The sequence below is a fragment of the Pseudomonas halotolerans genome, assembly GCF_039581215.1.
GTDB classification, from domain to species: domain Bacteria; phylum Pseudomonadota; class Gammaproteobacteria; order Pseudomonadales; family Pseudomonadaceae; genus Aquipseudomonas; species Aquipseudomonas tehranensis.
This window is the reverse complement of sequence record NZ_JBCNTJ010000005.1, coordinates 153,939-171,972: the sequence shown is the minus strand read 5'-3', so window position 1 is coordinate 171,972 and position 18,034 is coordinate 153,939. Positions and strand designations below refer to the sequence as shown.

Annotated in this window: 18 protein-coding genes; all 18 read right to left on the bottom strand. The window is 58.1% G+C overall.

What is annotated here, in order from left to right:
* Positions 1-5: 5 nt before the first annotated feature.
* The 18 genes from AAIS01_RS09550 to mnmG all read right to left on the bottom strand — a co-directional run bounded on the left by AAIS01_RS09550 (position 6) and on the right by mnmG (position 17,901).
* A complete protein-coding gene (locus tag AAIS01_RS09550) occupies positions 6-488 on the bottom strand; it encodes a tripartite tricarboxylate transporter TctB family protein (RefSeq protein ID WP_343468758.1) in 483 nt (160 codons plus the stop codon).
* Positions 489-568: 80 nt separating this feature from the next.
* Complete coding sequence (locus AAIS01_RS09545; RefSeq protein ID WP_092399603.1) at positions 569-1,540, bottom strand: tripartite tricarboxylate transporter substrate binding protein; 972 nt, start codon at positions 1,538-1,540, stop codon at positions 569-571.
* Between the two features lie 567 nt (positions 1,541-2,107).
* On the bottom strand, positions 2,108-3,940 hold the full coding sequence (glmS, locus tag AAIS01_RS09540; protein WP_343468757.1) for a glutamine--fructose-6-phosphate transaminase (isomerizing): 1,833 nt from the start codon (positions 3,938-3,940) through the stop codon (positions 2,108-2,110).
* Between the two features lies 1 nt (position 3,941).
* Positions 3,942-4,718 carry a DeoR/GlpR family DNA-binding transcription regulator gene (locus AAIS01_RS09535; RefSeq protein ID WP_092399607.1) on the bottom strand — a complete coding sequence of 259 codons (777 nt, stop codon included), beginning with the start codon at positions 4,716-4,718 and terminating at the stop codon, positions 3,942-3,944.
* Positions 4,719-4,924: 206 nt separating this feature from the next.
* The gene (gene glmU, locus AAIS01_RS09530) at positions 4,925-6,292 is read right to left on the bottom strand and encodes a bifunctional UDP-N-acetylglucosamine diphosphorylase/glucosamine-1-phosphate N-acetyltransferase GlmU (protein WP_343468756.1); all 1,368 of its coding nucleotides are present in this window, start codon (positions 6,290-6,292) and stop codon (positions 4,925-4,927) included.
* A 115-nt stretch (positions 6,293-6,407) separates the two neighbouring features.
* Complete coding sequence (locus AAIS01_RS09525; protein ID WP_186611301.1) at positions 6,408-6,833, bottom strand: F0F1 ATP synthase subunit epsilon; 426 nt, start codon at positions 6,831-6,833, stop codon at positions 6,408-6,410.
* Positions 6,834-6,878: 45 nt separating this feature from the next.
* Complete coding sequence (gene atpD / locus AAIS01_RS09520; RefSeq protein WP_092399611.1) at positions 6,879-8,255, bottom strand: F0F1 ATP synthase subunit beta; 1,377 nt, start codon at positions 8,253-8,255, stop codon at positions 6,879-6,881.
* Between the two features lie 27 nt (positions 8,256-8,282).
* Positions 8,283-9,143 carry a F0F1 ATP synthase subunit gamma gene (gene atpG, locus AAIS01_RS09515; protein WP_092399613.1) on the bottom strand — a complete coding sequence of 287 codons (861 nt, stop codon included), beginning with the start codon at positions 9,141-9,143 and terminating at the stop codon, positions 8,283-8,285.
* A gap of 50 nt (positions 9,144-9,193) precedes the next feature.
* Positions 9,194-10,738, bottom strand: a complete 1,545-nt coding sequence (gene atpA, locus AAIS01_RS09510) for a F0F1 ATP synthase subunit alpha (protein ID WP_025216279.1) — start codon at positions 10,736-10,738, stop codon at positions 9,194-9,196.
* A gap of 21 nt (positions 10,739-10,759) precedes the next feature.
* Positions 10,760-11,296, bottom strand: a complete 537-nt coding sequence (locus AAIS01_RS09505; protein ID WP_047230096.1) for a F0F1 ATP synthase subunit delta — start codon at positions 11,294-11,296, stop codon at positions 10,760-10,762.
* 12 nt (positions 11,297-11,308) lie between these two features.
* Entirely contained in the window at positions 11,309-11,779 is a 471-nt protein-coding gene (locus tag AAIS01_RS09500) for a F0F1 ATP synthase subunit B (RefSeq protein ID WP_047230097.1), read from the bottom strand.
* A 58-nt stretch (positions 11,780-11,837) separates the two neighbouring features.
* On the bottom strand, positions 11,838-12,095 hold the full coding sequence (atpE, locus tag AAIS01_RS09495; RefSeq protein ID WP_003097235.1) for a F0F1 ATP synthase subunit C: 258 nt from the start codon (positions 12,093-12,095) through the stop codon (positions 11,838-11,840).
* A gap of 132 nt (positions 12,096-12,227) precedes the next feature.
* The gene (gene atpB / locus AAIS01_RS09490; RefSeq protein ID WP_092399617.1) at positions 12,228-13,097 is read right to left on the bottom strand and encodes a F0F1 ATP synthase subunit A; all 870 of its coding nucleotides are present in this window, start codon (positions 13,095-13,097) and stop codon (positions 12,228-12,230) included.
* Between the two features lie 16 nt (positions 13,098-13,113).
* Positions 13,114-13,521 carry a F0F1 ATP synthase subunit I gene (locus AAIS01_RS09485; protein WP_047230099.1) on the bottom strand — a complete coding sequence of 136 codons (408 nt, stop codon included), beginning with the start codon at positions 13,519-13,521 and terminating at the stop codon, positions 13,114-13,116.
* A 148-nt stretch (positions 13,522-13,669) separates the two neighbouring features.
* On the bottom strand, positions 13,670-14,542 hold the full coding sequence (locus tag AAIS01_RS09480) for a ParB/RepB/Spo0J family partition protein (protein WP_003207098.1): 873 nt from the start codon (positions 14,540-14,542) through the stop codon (positions 13,670-13,672).
* Positions 14,543-14,551: 9 nt separating this feature from the next.
* Entirely contained in the window at positions 14,552-15,349 is a 798-nt protein-coding gene (locus tag AAIS01_RS09475) for a ParA family protein (RefSeq protein WP_003187199.1), read from the bottom strand.
* A gap of 18 nt (positions 15,350-15,367) precedes the next feature.
* Entirely contained in the window at positions 15,368-16,003 is a 636-nt protein-coding gene (gene rsmG / locus AAIS01_RS09470) for a 16S rRNA (guanine(527)-N(7))-methyltransferase RsmG (protein WP_343468854.1), read from the bottom strand.
* Between the two features lie 5 nt (positions 16,004-16,008).
* Positions 16,009-17,901 carry a tRNA uridine-5-carboxymethylaminomethyl(34) synthesis enzyme MnmG gene (gene mnmG / locus AAIS01_RS09465; protein WP_343468755.1) on the bottom strand — a complete coding sequence of 631 codons (1,893 nt, stop codon included), beginning with the start codon at positions 17,899-17,901 and terminating at the stop codon, positions 16,009-16,011.
* Between the last annotated feature and the right edge of the window lie 133 nt (positions 17,902-18,034).

Sequence of the window (18,034 nt, the reverse complement as noted above, 5' to 3'; positions counted from 1 at the left end):
GTCCCCTAGAAATCCAATAGACCGATGGGCAGCATCAAATCGAAGCCCTCACGGAAGATCACAAAAATCAATGCTGCTGAAACGACCGCGATCAAGGCATAAAGCCAGTGCTTGACCTTCTGATCCGCGGGGGTCAACACGATGAATTGGGCGTAGAGGTAAAGCGCGGTCATGATCGCGAAACCGACGATTTCCAGCAGTGCGGTATAGAGCGTCACCAGCGCGATGGATTTGATAACGGTCGGGTAATCGATCGACTCAGGTGCTTCGGCGGGCTCGCTGGGTTCGGCACGTTGCTGGGGCAGTTTTTTCCAGGCCAGCAATTGCAACACACCCAACAGGCACAGCGCGCCGGAAAGAATCCAGGGCACAAAAGCGGCGTCGACAAAACTGCGGCGCGGCAGATTTGCAGTCAACAACAGGTACGCCACACCGGCACCGAGCATCGCCAGGCCGGCGAACAATTCATTTCTTTTGTAGGTATCCATACAGGATCCTCTTTCACTTGAAGGGCCGAGCAAAGGGGCGCCTGCCAATACGGTAAGCGCCCCCTCCTGTTTCCCAGGATTTACTTGGCTTTACGCATTTCGTCCTTGAACTGCATGAAGTCGTCACGGGTCTTGGTCAGGGTAGCAATGGCTTCTTCGGTGCCCTGGAAGCTGACAGGCTGCTTGAACGATTTCTTGAGTTCTTCAGCGTATTCAGGTTCTTCGGTGATTTTCTTCATGGTGTCAGCCATTTTCTTGACGATGGCCGGGTCTGTGCCTTTCGGGAAAGCCACGATGTAAGGCTTGTCCAGGACCAGATCCACGCCCTGCTCCTTGAACGTCTTGACGTCACCCAGCAGTGCGTTGCGCTCCGCGTTAGGCTGGCCCAGCGCAGTCATCTTGCCGCTGGCAATGTAGTCCTGAACCGAACCATAGCTGATAGCACCCAGGTCAATGCGCTTGCCCAGCAAGGCCACCACTTTTTCCGAAACGGTGCCGCTGTCGACCATCTTCAGTTTGACGCCGGCGAGCTTCTCGAACATCAACCCTTGCAGGTGCGAGAAATTGCCCATCTCGGTGCCGTAGGTGATGGTGCCAGGCTTGGCCTTGGCTTGTGAAATCAACTGGTCGAGGGTGTCGATACCCGAGCTTTTGGCAGAGACGAACACCGCGCCTTTATCGACGCCGGCGATGCAGGAGACATCAAACGCGTCGAAGCGATCTTCCGACAACCCTGCCACTTCGTTAACGATCATCTGACCGGTGTGGGTGAACAGAATGGTGTTGCCATCTGGCGCCGCGCTCTTGACCGCGTCGGCGGCAATGGTGCCGCCCCCGCCCGCCATGTTGGTGACCACCATGGACTTGCCTGTCAGCTTGGTGAAGTACTTGGCCATCATCCGTGCGTTGAAGTCGGTATCGCCGCCGGCGTTGGCAATAACCACCACCTGCACCGGACGTGTCGGCCAGTCGCTCGCATCAGCGGCAACGGCCGTTCCGGCCGTAAGGGTCAAGAAAGACGCGATGAGAGAGGCGCATAGTGTTTTTTTCATTATTTTTCTCCAGAGATGCTGCCGTAGAAGGTGTTGCTAGGGCGTTGGGTGTGACGAGGATGAATCGGGTGCGTGATCACCCTGCGCGCAGTGGCAATGCCAGACGGGAGCGCGGCTCGAGGCGAACGGTGCAAGGGGGTTTGCCGGGGCGAACAGATTTGACTGGCTGAAAAGCCGTGAGCCGCCTGGCGGGAGTGCGAAAACGGGAAGAGATGCGCCCCTGCACTTTTATGCAGAACGGGCAGAGAGCGATGCTGATGAGCCGTCGGAGCGAATGGCATAGCAGGGCCTGCGTCGATTTTATTATTTTATGTCATACGTTGTCGTACGACTTGGCCGATTATCGTCACCTAAAATAATTTTTGTCAACGCGGATATTTGTTGAATCGGTGAGAGGAGGAAGACGTGGCCTCATGTTTACGCTCATGAGGAGAAATGCGCGGGGGGAAGATCGGACGAGCGGCGGCTCAGGGATGCCCTTCAGAAGCCGGGATGTGAAGGGCAGCAGCCTATGACGCCAGGGTGCAGAGGAGACGAAATCACCTCCGCAACCCCGGCTGCCAAGGCTTACTCCACTGTCACAGACTTCGCCAAGTTACGCGGTTGGTCGACGTCTGTGCCCTTGAGCACGGCGACGTAGTACGACAACAACTGCAGCGGGATCGTGTAGAGGATCGGCGACAGGATGTCGTGGATGTGCGGCATGTGCACCACGTGAGTACCTTCACCATTGGTCATGCCGGCCTTCTCGTCGGCAAAGACAATCAGCTGGCCGCCACGAGCGCGCACTTCCTGCAGGTTGGACTTGAGCTTTTCCAGCAGCTCGTTGTTGGGTGCCACGGTGACCACTGGCATGTCGTTGTCCACCAGGGCCAGGGGGCCGTGCTTGAGTTCACCGGCCGGGTAGGCTTCAGCATGGATGTAGGAAATCTCCTTGAGCTTCAAGGCCCCTTCCATCGCCACTGGGAACTGGGCGCCACGGCCCAGGAACAGGGTATGGTTCTTCTCGGCAAACAGCTCGGCGATCTTTTCCACTGTGCTGTCCATGGCCAAGGCTTCGCCCAGGCGGGCCGGCAGGCGGCGCAGTTCTTCTACCAGTGTTGCCTCGACGCCCTCACCCAGCGTGCCACGCACCTGGCCCAAGGACAGGGTCAACAGCAACAAGCCCACCAACTGCGTGGTGAACGCCTTGGTCGACGCCACACCGATTTCACGGCCGGCCTGGGTCAGCAGGGTCAGGTCGGATTCGCGTACCAACGAACTGATGCCGACGTTACAGATCGCCAGGCTGGCGAGGAACCCTAACTCCTTGGCGTTACGCAAGGCGGCCAGGGTGTCGGCGGTTTCACCGGACTGGGAAATGGTGACGAACAGGGTGTCGGGTTGCACCACCACTTTGCGGTAGCGGAACTCGCTGGCGACTTCGACCTGACACGGAATACCAGCCAGTTCTTCCAGCCAGTAACGAGCCACCATCCCGGCGTGGTAGCTGGTGCCACAGGCAACGATCTGCACGTTGCGAACCTTGGCGAACAACTCGGCGGCCTGTGGCCCGAACGCCTGGACCAGCACCTGGCTCTGGCTCATTCGGCCTTCCAGGGTGCGTTGCACCACAGCCGGTTGTTCGTGGATTTCCTTGAGCATGAAGTGGCGGAACTCGCCCTTGTCGGCGGCTTCGGCGCCGTCACGGTATTGAACGGTCTCACGCTCCACGGCTTTGCCGTCGATGTCCCAGATCTGCACGCTGTCGCGGCGAATTTCGGCGATATCGCCCTCTTCCAGGTACATGAAGCGATCAGTGACCTGACGCAGTGCCAACTGATCGGAAGCCAGGAAATTCTCCCCCAAGCCCAGACCAATCACCAACGGGCTACCGCTGCGGGCGGCTACCAGACGATCCGGCTGCTTGGCACTGATCACCGCCAAGCCATAGGCACCGTGCAGTTCCTTGACGGTGGCCTTGAGCGCCGCAGCCAGGTCCATCAGGTCTTTAAGCTTATGATTCAGCAGATGGGCGATCACTTCGGTGTCAGTGTCGGAGGTGAATACGTAGCCGAGTGCCTTGAGTTGTTCACGCAAGGCTTCGTGGTTCTCAATAATGCCGTTGTGTACCACCGCCAAGTCGCTGGAAAAGTGTGGGTGGGCATTACGCTCGCACGGCGCGCCGTGGGTGGCCCAACGGGTGTGGGCTATGCCCAGGCGACCGACCAGCGGCTCGGCCTCCAGCGCCTGTTCCAGTTCGCTGACTTTACCTGGGCGACGCATGCGTTCGAGCGTCTCATCGTTGGTAAACACCGCCACACCGGCGCTGTCATACCCGCGGTATTCGAGGCGCTTGAGGCCTTCGAGCAAGATTGCTGTGATGTTGCGTTCAGCAACGGCGCCGACAATTCCACACATGCTATTTCTCCTGGCTGACAGACGCGCAGATCACATGGATCCCACGGGCCTGAATCTGATCGCGTGCCTCCACGGGCAGGCGATCATCGGTAATGAGGGTATGGACGCTGCTCCACGGCAGTTCCAGATTGGGGATTTTTCGGCCGATCTTGTCGGCCTCCACCATCACGATCACTTCGCGGGCAACCTCAGCCATCACACGGCTCAGGCCCAGCAGTTCGTTAAAGGTGGTGGTGCCTCGGACCAGATCGATGCCATCGGCACCGATAAACAACTGGTCGAAATCGTAGGAGCGCAGGACCTGCTCCGCGACTTGGCCCTGGAACGACTCGGAATGAGGATCCCAGGTGCCACCGGTCATCAACAGCACCGGCTCATGCTCCAGTTCGCTCAGGGCACTGGCGACATGCAGGGAATTGGTCATCACCACCAACCCCGGTTGCAGGCCGAGCTGAGGAATCATCGCCGCCGTGGTGCTGCCGCTGTCGATGATGATCCGCGCATGTTCACGGACCCGCTTCACAGCGGCCCGGGCAATGGCCTGTTTGTATTTGGAGACGGCTTGCCCGTTATCGGCGACCAACTCCTGCGGCATGGGCACCGCGCCACCGTAACGACGCAGCAGCAAGCCATTGGTTTCCAGTGCAGCGAGGTCCTTGCGAATCGTAACTTCTGAGGTTTCGAAGCGCTTGGCCAACTCATCGACACTGACCTCGCCCTGCTCTTGAAGCAAGGCAAGGATGTTGTGGCGGCGCTGTGGTGTGTTGCGCTTTGACATAAGGATAAGTTTCGATTCGAAAGATAACGTAAGCAATCAAAACCTATTGCAGTGAAATCGTCAAGGCGAGGGAAGAAAAATTCAGAAATCATAAACACAATGTGGGAGCGGGCTTGCTCGCGAAAGCGGCGTGTCAGGCGGTACTGCTTGACCTGATACACCACTTTCGCGAGCAAGACGGCTCCCACATAGGATCTGTGGATAACTTAGCTTTTCTTGATTTTTACCGGGCGCTTCCAACCATCGATGTTGCGCTGCCGCGCACGGGCCACAGCCAGTTGAGACTTATCCACATCCTGATTGATGGTTGAACCCGCCGCCGTGTTCGACCCATCACCGATGGTCACGGGCGCGACCAGCGAGTTGTTGGAACCGATGAACACGTCTTCACCAATGGTCGTCTGATACTTATTGGCACCATCGTAATTACAGGTGATGGTGCCGGCGCCAATGTTGGTGCGTGCACCAATTTCAGCGTCACCCAAGTAGGTCAAGTGACCGGCCTTGGCGCCTTCGCCCATGTGGGCATTCTTGAGCTCGACGAAGTTACCCACATGGGCGCGGGCTTCCAGCACGGTACCCGGACGCAGGCGAGCAAATGGGCCAGCGTCGCTGCCTTCGCCCATGACGGCGCCTTCGAGGTGACTGTTGGCCTTGATCACCACGCCTTTGCGCAGGGTACTGTCCTTGATCACACAGTTCGGGCCAATGACCACGTCGTCCTCGATGATGACCTTGCCTTCGAGGATAACGTTGATGTCGATGACCACATCGCGGCCGACGCTGACTTCACCGCGCACATCGAAACGGGCCGGGTCGCGCAGGGTCACGCCCTGCGCCATCAGGCGGCGGGCGGCGCGCAATTGATAGTGACGCTCCAGTTCAGCCAGTTGCCGGCGATCGTTGGCGCCCTGCACTTCCATGGCATCCAGCGGCTGCTCGGTGGCGACCACCAGCCCATCGTTGACAGCCATGGCAATCACATCGGTCAGGTAGTACTCGCCTTGGGCATTGTTGTTCGACAAACGACTCATCCAGTCGCCCAGTCGCTCAGCCGGCACGGCAAGGATCCCGGTGTTGCCTTCGGTGATCGCGCGCTGGGCTTCGTTGGCGTCCTTTTGCTCGACAATCGCTGTCACCTGCCCGTCGGCGTTGCGCACAATGCGACCGTAACCCGTGGGGTCGTCGAGTTCGACGGTCAACAGGCCCAATTGCTGGGGAGCAGCATGCTTGAGCAGGCGCTGCAAAGTATCGACTTCAATCAGCGGCACGTCGCCGTAGAGAATCAGTACTGTCTCGGCGGTAATAAATGGCACGGCCTGGGCCACTGCGTGGCCAGTCCCCAGTTGTTTATCCTGCAGGACAAAATTAAGGTCATCCGCCGCCAGGCGCTCACGCACGGCGTCCGCCCCATGGCCTATCACCACGTGAATGCGCTGTGGATCAAGTTGCCTGGCGCTGTGGATAACATGACCGAGCATGGAGTTGCCGGCCACCGGGTGCAATACCTTGGGCAGCGCCGAACGCATGCGAGTGCCTTGACCCGCCGCGAGGATAACGATTTCGAGAGACATGACTGGCTACCAATCCTGGGTGGTCAGCGGCTGCGACCAGATGATGAGTGTCGGGAAAAGAAAAAAGGGTAGCCGAGGCTACCCTTTTTAATCAATCACACAGAAAGCAGACGGCTTAGCCGCCGAACTTCTTGCGGATCTGCTGGACGGTGCGCAGCTGGGCTGCGGCCTCGGCCAGACGTGCAGCAGCAGAACCGTAGTCGAAATCTGCGCCTTTTTCGTTCAGGGCCTTCTCGGCAGCCTTGACGGCTTCCTGAGCGGAGGCTTCGTCCAGGTCGGCAGCACGTTGCACGGTGTCGGCAAGGACCTTGACCATGTTCGGCTGAACCTCGAGGAAACCACCGGAGATGTAATACACCTCGGCTTCCCCGCCCTGCTTGATCAAGCGGATCGGACCTGGTTTCAGATTAGTGATCAGCGGTGCGTGACCCAGAGCGATACCAAGATCACCCAGCTCACCATGCGCAACCACCATCTCGACCAGACCGGAGAAAATTTCCCCTTCCGCACTGACGATATCGCAATGGACTGTCATAGCCATCTGATTGCCTCAACCTAAATTAGCGCCCGTTGCCGGGCGCCGGGATTACAGTTTCTTGGCTTTCTCGATCGCTTCTTCGATGCCGCCGACCATGTAGAACGCTTGTTCTGGCAGGTGGTCGTAGTCACCGTTGAGGATGCCTTTGAAGCCAGCAATGGTGTCTTTCAGGGAAACGTATTTACCCGAGGCACCGGTGAAGACTTCAGCCACGAAGAACGGCTGCGACAAGAAGCGCTGGATCTTACGAGCGCGGGATACCAACTGCTTGTCGGTTTCCGACAGCTCGTCCATACCCAGGATCGCAATGATGTCCTTCAGCTCTTTGTAGCGCTGCAGCACGTACTGAACGCCGCGAGCGGTGTCGTAGTGCTCCTGGCCGATCACGTTCGGGTCCAGCTGACGCGAGGTCGAATCCAGTGGATCTACCGCTGGGTAGATACCCAGGGAAGCGATGTCACGGGACAGAACGACGGTGGCGTCCAAGTGGGCGAAGGTGGTCGCTGGCGACGGGTCGGTCAAGTCGTCCGCCGGTACGTATACCGCCTGGATCGAGGTGATCGAACCTTCCTTGGTCGAAGTGATACGTTCTTGCAGAACGCCCATCTCTTCAGCCAGGGTCGGCTGGTAACCTACTGCCGAAGGCATACGGCCCAGCAGTGCGGATACTTCAGTACCGGCCAGGGTGTAACGGTAGATGTTGTCAACGAACAACAGTACGTCGTTACCTTCGTCACGGAACTTCTCGGCCATGGTCAGGCCGGTCAGGGCTACGCGCAGACGGTTTCCCGGCGGCTCGTTCATCTGACCGTAAACCAGTGCCACTTTGTCCAGAACGTTGGAATCCTTCATCTCGTGGTAGAAGTCGTTACCCTCACGAGTACGCTCACCCACACCGGCGAACACGGAATAGCCGCTGTGCTCGATGGCGATGTTACGGATCAGTTCCATCATGTTTACGGTCTTGCCCACACCGGCACCACCGAACAGACCGACTTTACCGCCCTTGGCGAACGGGCAAACCAGGTCGATAACCTTGATGCCGGTTTCCAGCAGGTCGTTACCGCCTGCCTGTTCAGCGAAGGATGGCGCAGGACGGTGAATGCCCCAGCGCTCTTCGGTGGCGATCGGGCCAGCTTCGTCGATCGGGTTGCCCAGCACGTCCATGATCCGGCCCAGGGTCGCTTTACCGACCGGTACGGAGATGGCAGCGCCAGAGTCGATCACGTCCAGACCGCGCTTCAAGCCTTCGGTGGAACCCATCGCAATGGTACGAACCACGCCGTCGCCCAGCTGCTGCTGAACTTCCAGAGTGGTTTCCGCGCCTTGTACTTTCAGCGCGTTGTAGATGCTCGGTACGCTGTCGCGTGGAAATTCCACGTCGATAACGGCGCCGATGATTTGAACGATACGTCCGCTACTCATAGCTGGATCCTCTGAATATTTGAACCGTTAAACCGCGGCAGCGCCGCCGACGATTTCCGAGATCTCTTGGGTGATCGCAGCCTGACGCGCCTTGTTGTAGATCAGTTGCAAATCACTGATCAGATCACCGGCGTTGTCGGTAGCGTTCTTCATCGCGATCATCCGCGCCGCTTGTTCAGCTGCGTTGTTCTCGACCACCGCCTGGTAAACCTGCGACTCCACGTAGCGGACCATCAAGCCGTCAAGCAGCTCTTTGGCATCCGGTTCGTAGAGGTAGTCCCAGTGGTGCTTGAGTTCCTGTTCCGGGGTCGCCACCAGTGGAATCAACTGCTCCACGGTAGGCTGTTGCGTCATGGTGTTGATGAATTTGTTGGATACCACGGACAGGCGGTCAATACGGCCTTCCAGGTAAGCATCCAGCATCACCTTGACGCTGCCGATCAGATCATTGATCGACGGCTCTTCACCCAGGTGGCTGATAGCTGCAACGACGTTACCGCCGAAGTTGCGGAAAAAAGCCGCACCCTTGCTACCAATCACGCACAGATCGATCTCGACGCCTTGTTCACGGTTTACAGCCATGTCCTTGACCAGGGCCTTGAACAGGTTGGTGTTCAAGCCACCGCACAGACCACGGTCACTGCTCACCACAACGTAACCGACGCGCTTGATGGCGCGCTCGATCATGAACGGGTGGCGATATTCCGGGTTGGCGTTGGCCAGATGACCAATTACCTGGCGGATGCGCTCCGCGTAGGGACGGCTAGCAGCCATGCGCATTTGTGCCTTGCGCATTTTGCTGACCGCCACTTTTTCCATGGCGCTGGTAATCTTTTGCGTGCTTTTGATGCTCGCAATCTTACTGCGAATCTCTTTTGCGCCTGCCATGTAACACCTATCAGGTTAGCAAGCGGGAGCCTTGCGACTCCCGCTGCGGCTTACCAGGTTTGGGTGGCCTTGAACTTCTCGATACCGGCTTTCATGCCAGCGTCGATTTCGTCATTGAAGTCACCCTTCACGTTGATCTTCGCCATCAAATCGGCGTGATCGCGGTTGAAGTAAGCAATCAGCGCTTGTTCAAAGCTGCCGACCTTGGCGATTTCGACGTCAGTCAGGAACCCACGTTCAGCGGCATACAGCGACAACGCCATGTCAGCAATCGACATTGGAGCGTATTGCTTCTGCTTCATCAGCTCGGTAACGCGCTGACCATGCTCAAGTTGCTTACGGGTCGCTTCGTCCAGGTCAGACGCGAATTGGGCGAATGCCGCCAGTTCACGGTACTGAGCCAGAGCGGTACGGATACCACCGGAAAGCTTCTTGATGATCTTGGTCTGAGCGGCACCACCTACACGGGATACCGAAACACCGGCGTTCACAGCAGGACGGATCCCGGAGTTGAACATGGCCGATTCCAGGAAGATCTGACCGTCGGTGATGGAAATCACGTTGGTCGGAACGAACGCGGAAACGTCGCCAGCCTGGGTTTCGATGATCGGCAGTGCGGTCAGGGAACCGGTTTTGCCGGTCACTGCGCCGTTGGTGAACTTCTCTACGTACTCTTCCGAAACGCGGGATGCGCGCTCCAGCAGACGGGAGTGGAGATAGAACACGTCGCCTGGATAAGCTTCACGGCCTGGTGGACGGCGCAGCAGCAGGGAAATCTGGCGGTAAGCCACTGCCTGCTTGGACAGATCGTCATAAACGATCAGCGCGTCTTCACCGCGGTCGCGGAAGTATTCGCCCATGGTGCAACCGGAGTACGGTGCCAAGAACTGCAGCGCAGGAGATTCCGAAGCACTGGCAGCCACGATGATCGTGTTGGCCAGGGCGCCGTTTTCTTCCAGCTTGCGAACCACGTTGGCGATAGTCGATTGCTTCTGACCGATTGCCACGTAGACGCAGAAAATGCCGCTGTTCTTCTGGTTGATGATCGCGTCGATCGCCAGAGCGGTTTTACCGATCTGACGGTCGCCGATGATCAGCTCACGCTGGCCACGGCCGACAGGGATCATGGCATCGACAGCCTTGTAGCCAGTCTGTACCGGCTGGTCTACCGACTTACGCCAGATCACGCCTGGAGCAACTTTCTCGACCGCATCGGTCTCGGTGTTGTTCAGCGGACCTTTGCCGTCAACAGGGTTACCCAGTGCATCGACTACGCGACCCAGCAGTTCCTTACCTACCGGAACTTCGAGGATGCGGCCAGTGCACTTGGCGCTCATGCCTTCAGCCAGAGATGTGTATGCGCCCAGTACCACGGCACCTACAGAGTCTTGCTCCAGGTTGAGGGCCATACCGTAGACGCCGCCCGGAAACTCGATCATCTCGCCGTACATGACGTCGGCCAGACCGTGAATCCGCACGATGCCGTCAGATACGCTGACGACAGTGCCTTCGTTACGGGCTTGGGAGGTCACATCGAGCTTGTCGATGCGGCCCTTGATAATTTCACTTATTTCGGAAGGATTGAGTTGCTGCATTGCTCTGCTGCCCCTTCAAACTCAAGATTTCAATGCTTCGGCAAGTTTCGCGATTTTGCCGCGAATCGAGCCATCGATAACCAGGTCACCGGCGCGGATAACGACACCACCAATCAAGGCAGGGTCTTCCGTAACGTCCAGACGCACTTCCCGGTTGAGTCGTGCACTGAGAACCTTGGCGAGTTTGTCTTGCTGTTCTTGGTTCAATGCAAAAGCACTGGTCACTTCCACGTCTACCGACTTCTCTTGCTCGGCCTTGTACAGGTCGAAAAGAGCGGCGATCTCCGGCAGAAGCGGGAGACGGTCGTTTTCGGCAACGACGTGAATGAAATTCTGTGCCTTGGCATCGAACTTGTCGCCGCACACGTCAATGAACGTGGCGGCCTTTTCTGCGCTCGTCAGTCGCGGGGCCTTGAGCACGCGCTGCATGGTGTCGTCTTGCGACACCGCTGCTGCCAGGCCGAGCATGGCTGACCAATTGGCCAGTTGCTGGTGGGCCTGAGCGTGCTCGAAGGCCGCCTTAGCGTAAGGTCGGGCCAACGTGGTCAGTTCTGCCATGATCGCCCTCGCTTAAATTTCAGCAGCCAGTTTGTTTACCAGCTCTGCGTGCGCGTTTTGATCGATTGTGGCACCCAGGATCTTCGAAGCACCGCCAACAGCCAGGGCACCCACTTGGGCACGCAGGGCGTCTTTGACGCTGTTCAGTTCCTGTTCGATCTCGGCTTGAGCCTGAGCCTTCACACGGTCAGCTTCGACGCGAGCCTGTTCACGGGCTTCGTCGACAATCTGGGTACCGCGTTTCTTGGCTTGCTCGATGATTTCAGCTGCCTGAGCTTTCGCTTCGCGCAGTTGCTGACCCACTTTCTCATGGGCCAACTCCAGGTCGCGAGCTGCTCGGCTGGCAGCGTCCAGACCATCCGCGATCTTCTTTTGACGTTCGTGCAATGCCGCAATGACCGGAGGCCATACGAACTTCATGCAGAACAGTACAAAAATCAGGAACGCAACGGACTGGCCAATCAGGGTCGCATTAATGTTCACGCCAACACCTCGCAGTTACGTTGTCCATCACACCAATCTACTCGAGACATCCGAGTAATCAGCCAGCGATTTGACCAACGAACGGGTTCGCAAAGGTGAAGAACAGAGCGATACCAACACCGATCATGGTCACGGCGTCGAGCAGACCAGCCACGATGAACATTTTAACTTGCAGCATTGGAACCATTTCTGGCTGACGCGCGGCGCCTTCCAGGAACTTGCCGCCCAGCAGGCCGAAACCAATTGCGGTACCCAGTGCGCCCAGGCCGATCAACAGTGCAACAGCGATAGCGGTTAGACCAACTACAGTTTCCATCTTTCCTCCCGACTTTTACGTCGTATGGTTTAGGTTTTTTAGATTAAAGCGGTAAAACAAATCGTTTCATCAAGCCCGTTCGGGCCCCTTCCCGTTTAACCGGGAAGGACATCAGACTAGTCGAGACTGGCCTTAATGGTTTTCTTCGTGCGCCATCGACAGGTAGACGATGGTCAGCATCATGAAGATGAACGCCTGCAGGGTGATGATCAGGATGTGGAACACAGCCCACGCCCACTGCAGAACCACACCCAGGCCGCTGAGCCAGAGCAGACCGCTGCCGAACATCACGGCGATCAGGATGAACACCAGCTCGCCGGCATACATGTTGCCGAACAGACGCAGGGCCAGGGAGATCGGTTTGGCGATCAGGGTCACGAATTCCAGAAGGAAGTTCACCGGGATCAGCAAGGCCTGAACGAAAATGTTCTTGCTGCCGAACGGATGCAGGGTCAGTTCGCCGATGAAGCCGCCGATGCCCTTGACCTTGATGCTGTAGAAAATGATCAGTGCGAACACCGAGAACGCCATGCCCAGGGTCGCGTTCGGGTCGGTAGTCGACACGGCGCGGAACGGAATGTGCGAATCGCCGGAGATCAGGATGGCCAGCTGAGGAATCCAGTCGACCGGTACCAGGTCGATGGCGTTCATCAGGAACACCCAGACGAAGATGGTCAGTGCCAGCGGTGCGATCACCGGGCTACGCCCGTGGAAGCTGTCTTTCACGCTGCCATCGACGAATTCGACCAATACTTCAACGAAGTTCTGCAGTGCACCAGGCTGACCGGAAGTCGCCTTCTTCGCCGCCATGCGGAAAAGAAGTACGAAGATCAGACCCAGTGCGACCGACCAGCCGAGCGTATCGACGTGGAAGGCCCAGAAGCCCATTTCCTTGGCTTCTGCTGCGGTGTGAGCAAAGCCCCAGCCGCCATTGGGTAGCTGCCCGAAGGTCAGGTTCTGCAAGTGGTGCTGGATATAGCCCGAAGCGGTTGTCTCTGCCATGGTTGCCTCAAACGCCCTAAGGTCTCGAAAGTCTTGTTCTCATTAGCAGGGGAGCGAACCAGCTAACCAGTTGGGTCAGCACGAAGACGCTGAATACAGCCAGCGGCGCCAGTGGCTTCACACCTGCGAACGTCAATGCAAACAGCACTGCCGTCAAAATCAGTTTCCCCGCCTCACCGGCATAAAATGACCGGACGATGGCTTGGGCTGCTCGGGCGCCGGAAAACCGAAATGCCCTGTGAGCGAAATAAATATTGGGAAGCAAGGCTATCAGGCCTCCGCAAAGCCCTGAGTATCCGGCGACGACTCCCTTCCATTGCCAGAGCGCCAAAGCAGCGATCAGTACAACGACGAATTGGGTCATCAACACCGGGAAAACAGCCAGACGATGGAACGGCAAGCGGTTTGGCGTGCGTGTTTCCATCACTTTTGCTCTCCAATGGTCGGCCGCCATAATTCAATAACTTGGCATAATTTGTGCCGACAAAATGCGCGCAGAGTATAGGGGCGGTTCTGCCCCTATTCAACTGCCAGGTAGTGATTTCCGACTGCGCGCTACAAGCGCAATTGTTTCAGCGAATGTGCGCAAGGACACCTTGCAGCTCATCGAGGGAGTTATAACCGATCACCAATTGCCCTTTGCCCTTCTTGCCGTGGCGAATCTGCACCGCAGAGCCTAGCCGCTCGGCCAGGCGCTGCTCCAGGCGTGCGATATCCGGATCGGTTTTCGGGGCTTCGACAGGGGCCGGCTTACCACTGAGCCACTGACGAACCAATGCCTCGGTCTGGCGCACGGTCAGACCTCGTGCGACAACGTGTCGCGCCCCTTCAACCTGTTGATTTTCCGGCAAACCGAGCAATGCCCGGGCGTGACCCATTTCCAGATCGCCATGGGACAGCATGGTCTTGATGACTTCCGGCAACGCAATCAGGCGCAACAGGTTCGCCACGGTCACGCGGGACTTGCCCACTGCTTCGGCGACCTGCTGTTGGGTCAGCTGGAACTCCTGCTGCAATCGCTGCAGGGCCACTGCCTCTTCGATCGGGTTGAGGTCTTCGCGCTGGATATTCTCGATCAGCGCCATGGCGATGGCGGTTTCATCCGGTACATCGCGGACCATCGCCGGAATGGTTTCCTGGCCGGCCTGCTGGCTGGCTCGCCAGCGACGTTCGCCGGCAATGATCTCGAAGCGCCCGTTGGCGATCGGCCGAACCACGATCGGCTGCATCACGCCCTGGCTCTTGATCGACTGGGCCAGCTCTTCCAGCGCCTGCGGGTCCATGTCTCGACGCGGCTGATATTTGCCGCGCTGGATCAGGTCCAGCGGCAGGTGCTGCAACTCGCGCTGATCGACCTGTACGGCCTGCTCTTCCAGCGAACTGACAGTGGGACCACTGAGCAGTGCATCCAGTCCACGTCCGAGACCTCGTTTCTTGACGGCCATGGGGTTTCCTTAAGTTGGCTGGGCAGCAGCGGTGCGTGGGTTTCGGCGCTGACGGCGAACCATCTCGCCCGCCAGGGCCAGGTAGGCCAGCGCGCCCCGGGATTGTTTGTCATAGGCCAGGGCCGGCATGCCGTAACTCGGCGCTTCGGCCAAACGGATGTTACGCGGAATGACCGTGTCGTAGAGCTGCTCGCCGAAGTGTTCCTTGAGCTGGGCCGATACGTCGTTCATCAGGCTCAGGCGCGGGTCATACATGGTCCGCAGCAGGCCCTCGACTTTCAGCTCCGGGTTCAGCAGCTCGGCAATGCGCTTGATGTTATCCACAAGGTCGCTCAAGCCTTCCAGGGCGAAGTACTCGCACTGCATGGGGATAATTACTCCATCGGCGGCCACCAGAGCGTTGAGGGTCAGCATCGAAAGCGAAGGTGGGCAGTCGATCAGGATGTAATCGTAATTTTCCCGAATCGGCGCCAAGGCGCTGCGCAAGCGGCTTTCCTTCATCTGCATTTCCAGCAGAACCACTTCGGCCGCCGTCAGGTCACGGTTGGCCGGTAGCAGTTGGTAACCGCCGTGCTCGGAGAAATGCATGGCCTGGCCCAGATCGCATTCGCCGATCAGGACATCGTAAATGGAGTTTTCCAGCCCATGTTTATCCACACCGCTACCCATGGTGGCGTTGCCCTGTGGATCGAGATCGATCAGCAACACCCGGCGCTTGGTCGCGACCAGGGATGCTGCGAGGTTGATGCAGGTGGTGGTTTTACCCACACCACCCTTCTGGTTCGCTATCGCGAATACCTTAGCCATTGTTGCTTGTATTCCCAATCATGCCGTGCGGCGCAGTATCAGCAGATGGCGTTGGCCTTGGCAACCGGGTACGGCCAGGGCGTGTTCGCTATCGAGGTGGAAGTCTGCCGGCAATGCTACCAGCTCATCGGCCGGATGAACGCCCTTCATTGCCAGCCAGCGCGTATCGGCATCGCCCAGGTGGCGAGTCCAGTTGCTGAAGTTCTCCATGCTGCTGAATGCCCGGGAAATAATCCCGTTGAAAGGCTGGGCAGGCTGGAACGCTTCGACACGGCTGTGGATAACTTGCAGGTTATCCAGTTTGAGTTCGAGTTTTACCTGAGTCAGGAAGCGGGTTTTCTTGCCGTTGCTGTCCAAGCAGGTCACTTGCGAGCGCGGAAACAGGATCGCCAGCGGGATGCCCGGCATGCCACCGCCACTGCCGACATCGAGCCAGCGACCGTCTTCGATGAAGGACATGACGCTGAGGCTGTCGAGCAGATGGCGCGACACCATCTCATCCGGATCGCGCACGGCGGTCAGGTTGTAGGCCTTGTTCCATTTGATCAACAGGGCCAGATAGCCCAGCAGTTGCGCGTGCTGGGCTTCGGTCAGGCTGACGCCGAGCTGACGGGCACCTGTGGATAACTCTTCGGCGTGTTGCGAGGTGACCATCGAACTCAAGCGCTTTGCTCCAACTGACGGCCCGCGCCGCGTTTTTTCAAATGAATCATCAACAGGGAAATCGCCGCCGGGGTCACACCGGGGATGCGCGAAGCCTGACCCAGGGTCTCAGGGCGAGTAGCACCGAGCTTGCTCTGAATTTCTTTCGACAGCCCGGAAATGCCCGTGTAATCGATATCCACAGGCAGTTTCGTATCTTCACTGGCGCGCAGTCGGGCGATTTCGTCCTGCTGACGGTCGATGTAGCCGGCGTATTTGGTCTTGATCTCAACCTGTTCGGCCACTTGCGGATCTTGCGCGCCCTGGCCGGTGACTTCCACCAGCCCGACGTAATCGATTTCCGGGCGGCTCAAGAGGTTGAGCAGGTTATATTCGTGGGTCAACGGCGTACCGAATTTCGCTGCAATGGCATCGCCCTGCTCGGTGCCTGGACGAACCCAGGTGCTTTTCAGACGTTGCTCTTCGAGCTCGATACTCTCGCGTTTCTTGCAGAATGCAGCCCAGCGAACGTCATCGACCAGCCCCAGCTCACGACCTTTCTCGGTCAGGCGCAGGTCAGCGTTGTCTTCACGCAGGATCAGGCGATATTCGGCACGGGAAGTGAACATCCGGTACGGTTCCTGAGTCCCCAGGGTAATCAGGTCATCCACCAGCACACCGATATACGCCTCATCGCGGCGCGGGCACCAACTGTCTTTGCCCTGGGCGCGCAGCGCGGCGTTGGCTCCGGCCAACAGGCCTTGGGCACCGGCCTCTTCGTAACCGGTGGTGCCGTTGATTTGTCCGGCAAAAAACAGGCCGCCGATGACTTTGGTTTCCAGGCTGTACTTCAGGTCCCGCGGGTCAAAGTAATCGTATTCGATGGCATAGCCCGGACGAACGATGTGGGCGTTTTCCATGCCGCGAATCGATTGCACGATCTGCAGTTGCACATCGAACGGCAGGGACGTGGAAATTCCGTTCGGGTACAGCTCATGCGTCGTCAGGCCTTCGGGTTCGATGAAGACCTGATGGCTTTCCTTGTCGGCAAAACGATGGATCTTGTCTTCGATCGACGGGCAGTAACGCGGGCCGACCCCTTCGATCACGCCGGAATACATGGGCGAACGATCCAGGTTGGCAGCAATGATCTCGTGGGTACGGGCGTTGGTATGGGTGATCCAGCAGCTCACCTGTTTCGGGTGCTGCGCTTTGGAGCCCATGAACGACATGACCGGAATCGGCGTATCGCCCGGCTGCTCCGTCATCACCGAGAAATCCACAGACCGGCCATCGATGCGCGGTGGCGTACCGGTTTTCAGGCGACCGACACGCAACGGCAGCTCACGCAAACGCTGAGCCAGTGCGATTGAGGGTGGATCACCTGCGCGACCGCCGGAATAGTTCTGCATGCCGATGTGGATAAGTCCACCGAGGAAGGTCCCGGTGGTCAGCACCACGGAATCGGCGAAGAAGCGCAGGCCCATCTGGGTCACGACACCACGCACCTGATCCTGCTCGACGATCAGGTCGTCGGCTGCCTGTTGAAATATCCACAGGTTCGGCTGGTTTTCCAGGATTTCGCGGACAGCGGCCTTGTACAGGACACGGTCGGCCTGGGCACGAGTAGCCCGTACGGCCGGGCCTTTGCGGCTGTTCAATACGCGGAATTGGATACCGCCCCTATCGGTGGCCATGGCCATCGCGCCACCAAGGGCATCAATTTCCTTGACCAGGTGGCTTTTGCCAATTCCACCAATGGCAGGGTTGCAGCTCATGGCGCCGAGGGTTTCCACGTTATGCGTCAGCAACAGGGTTTTAGCCCCCATGCGTGCTGATGCAAGTGCTGCCTCGGTACCGGCATGACCGCCGCCGATGACGATCACTTCAAAACGGGAAGGGAAATCCACCACGCACCTCGTGCCTGCTTAATTCAGGTAATTCGGAAAATAGATTTGAGCCTGGCCTTGAGCGTTTTTCGAGCCAGGTCGGCAAGTATAGGGACTTCCCCTTTCCTAAAGAACCCTTTGCACAAAATTTAAC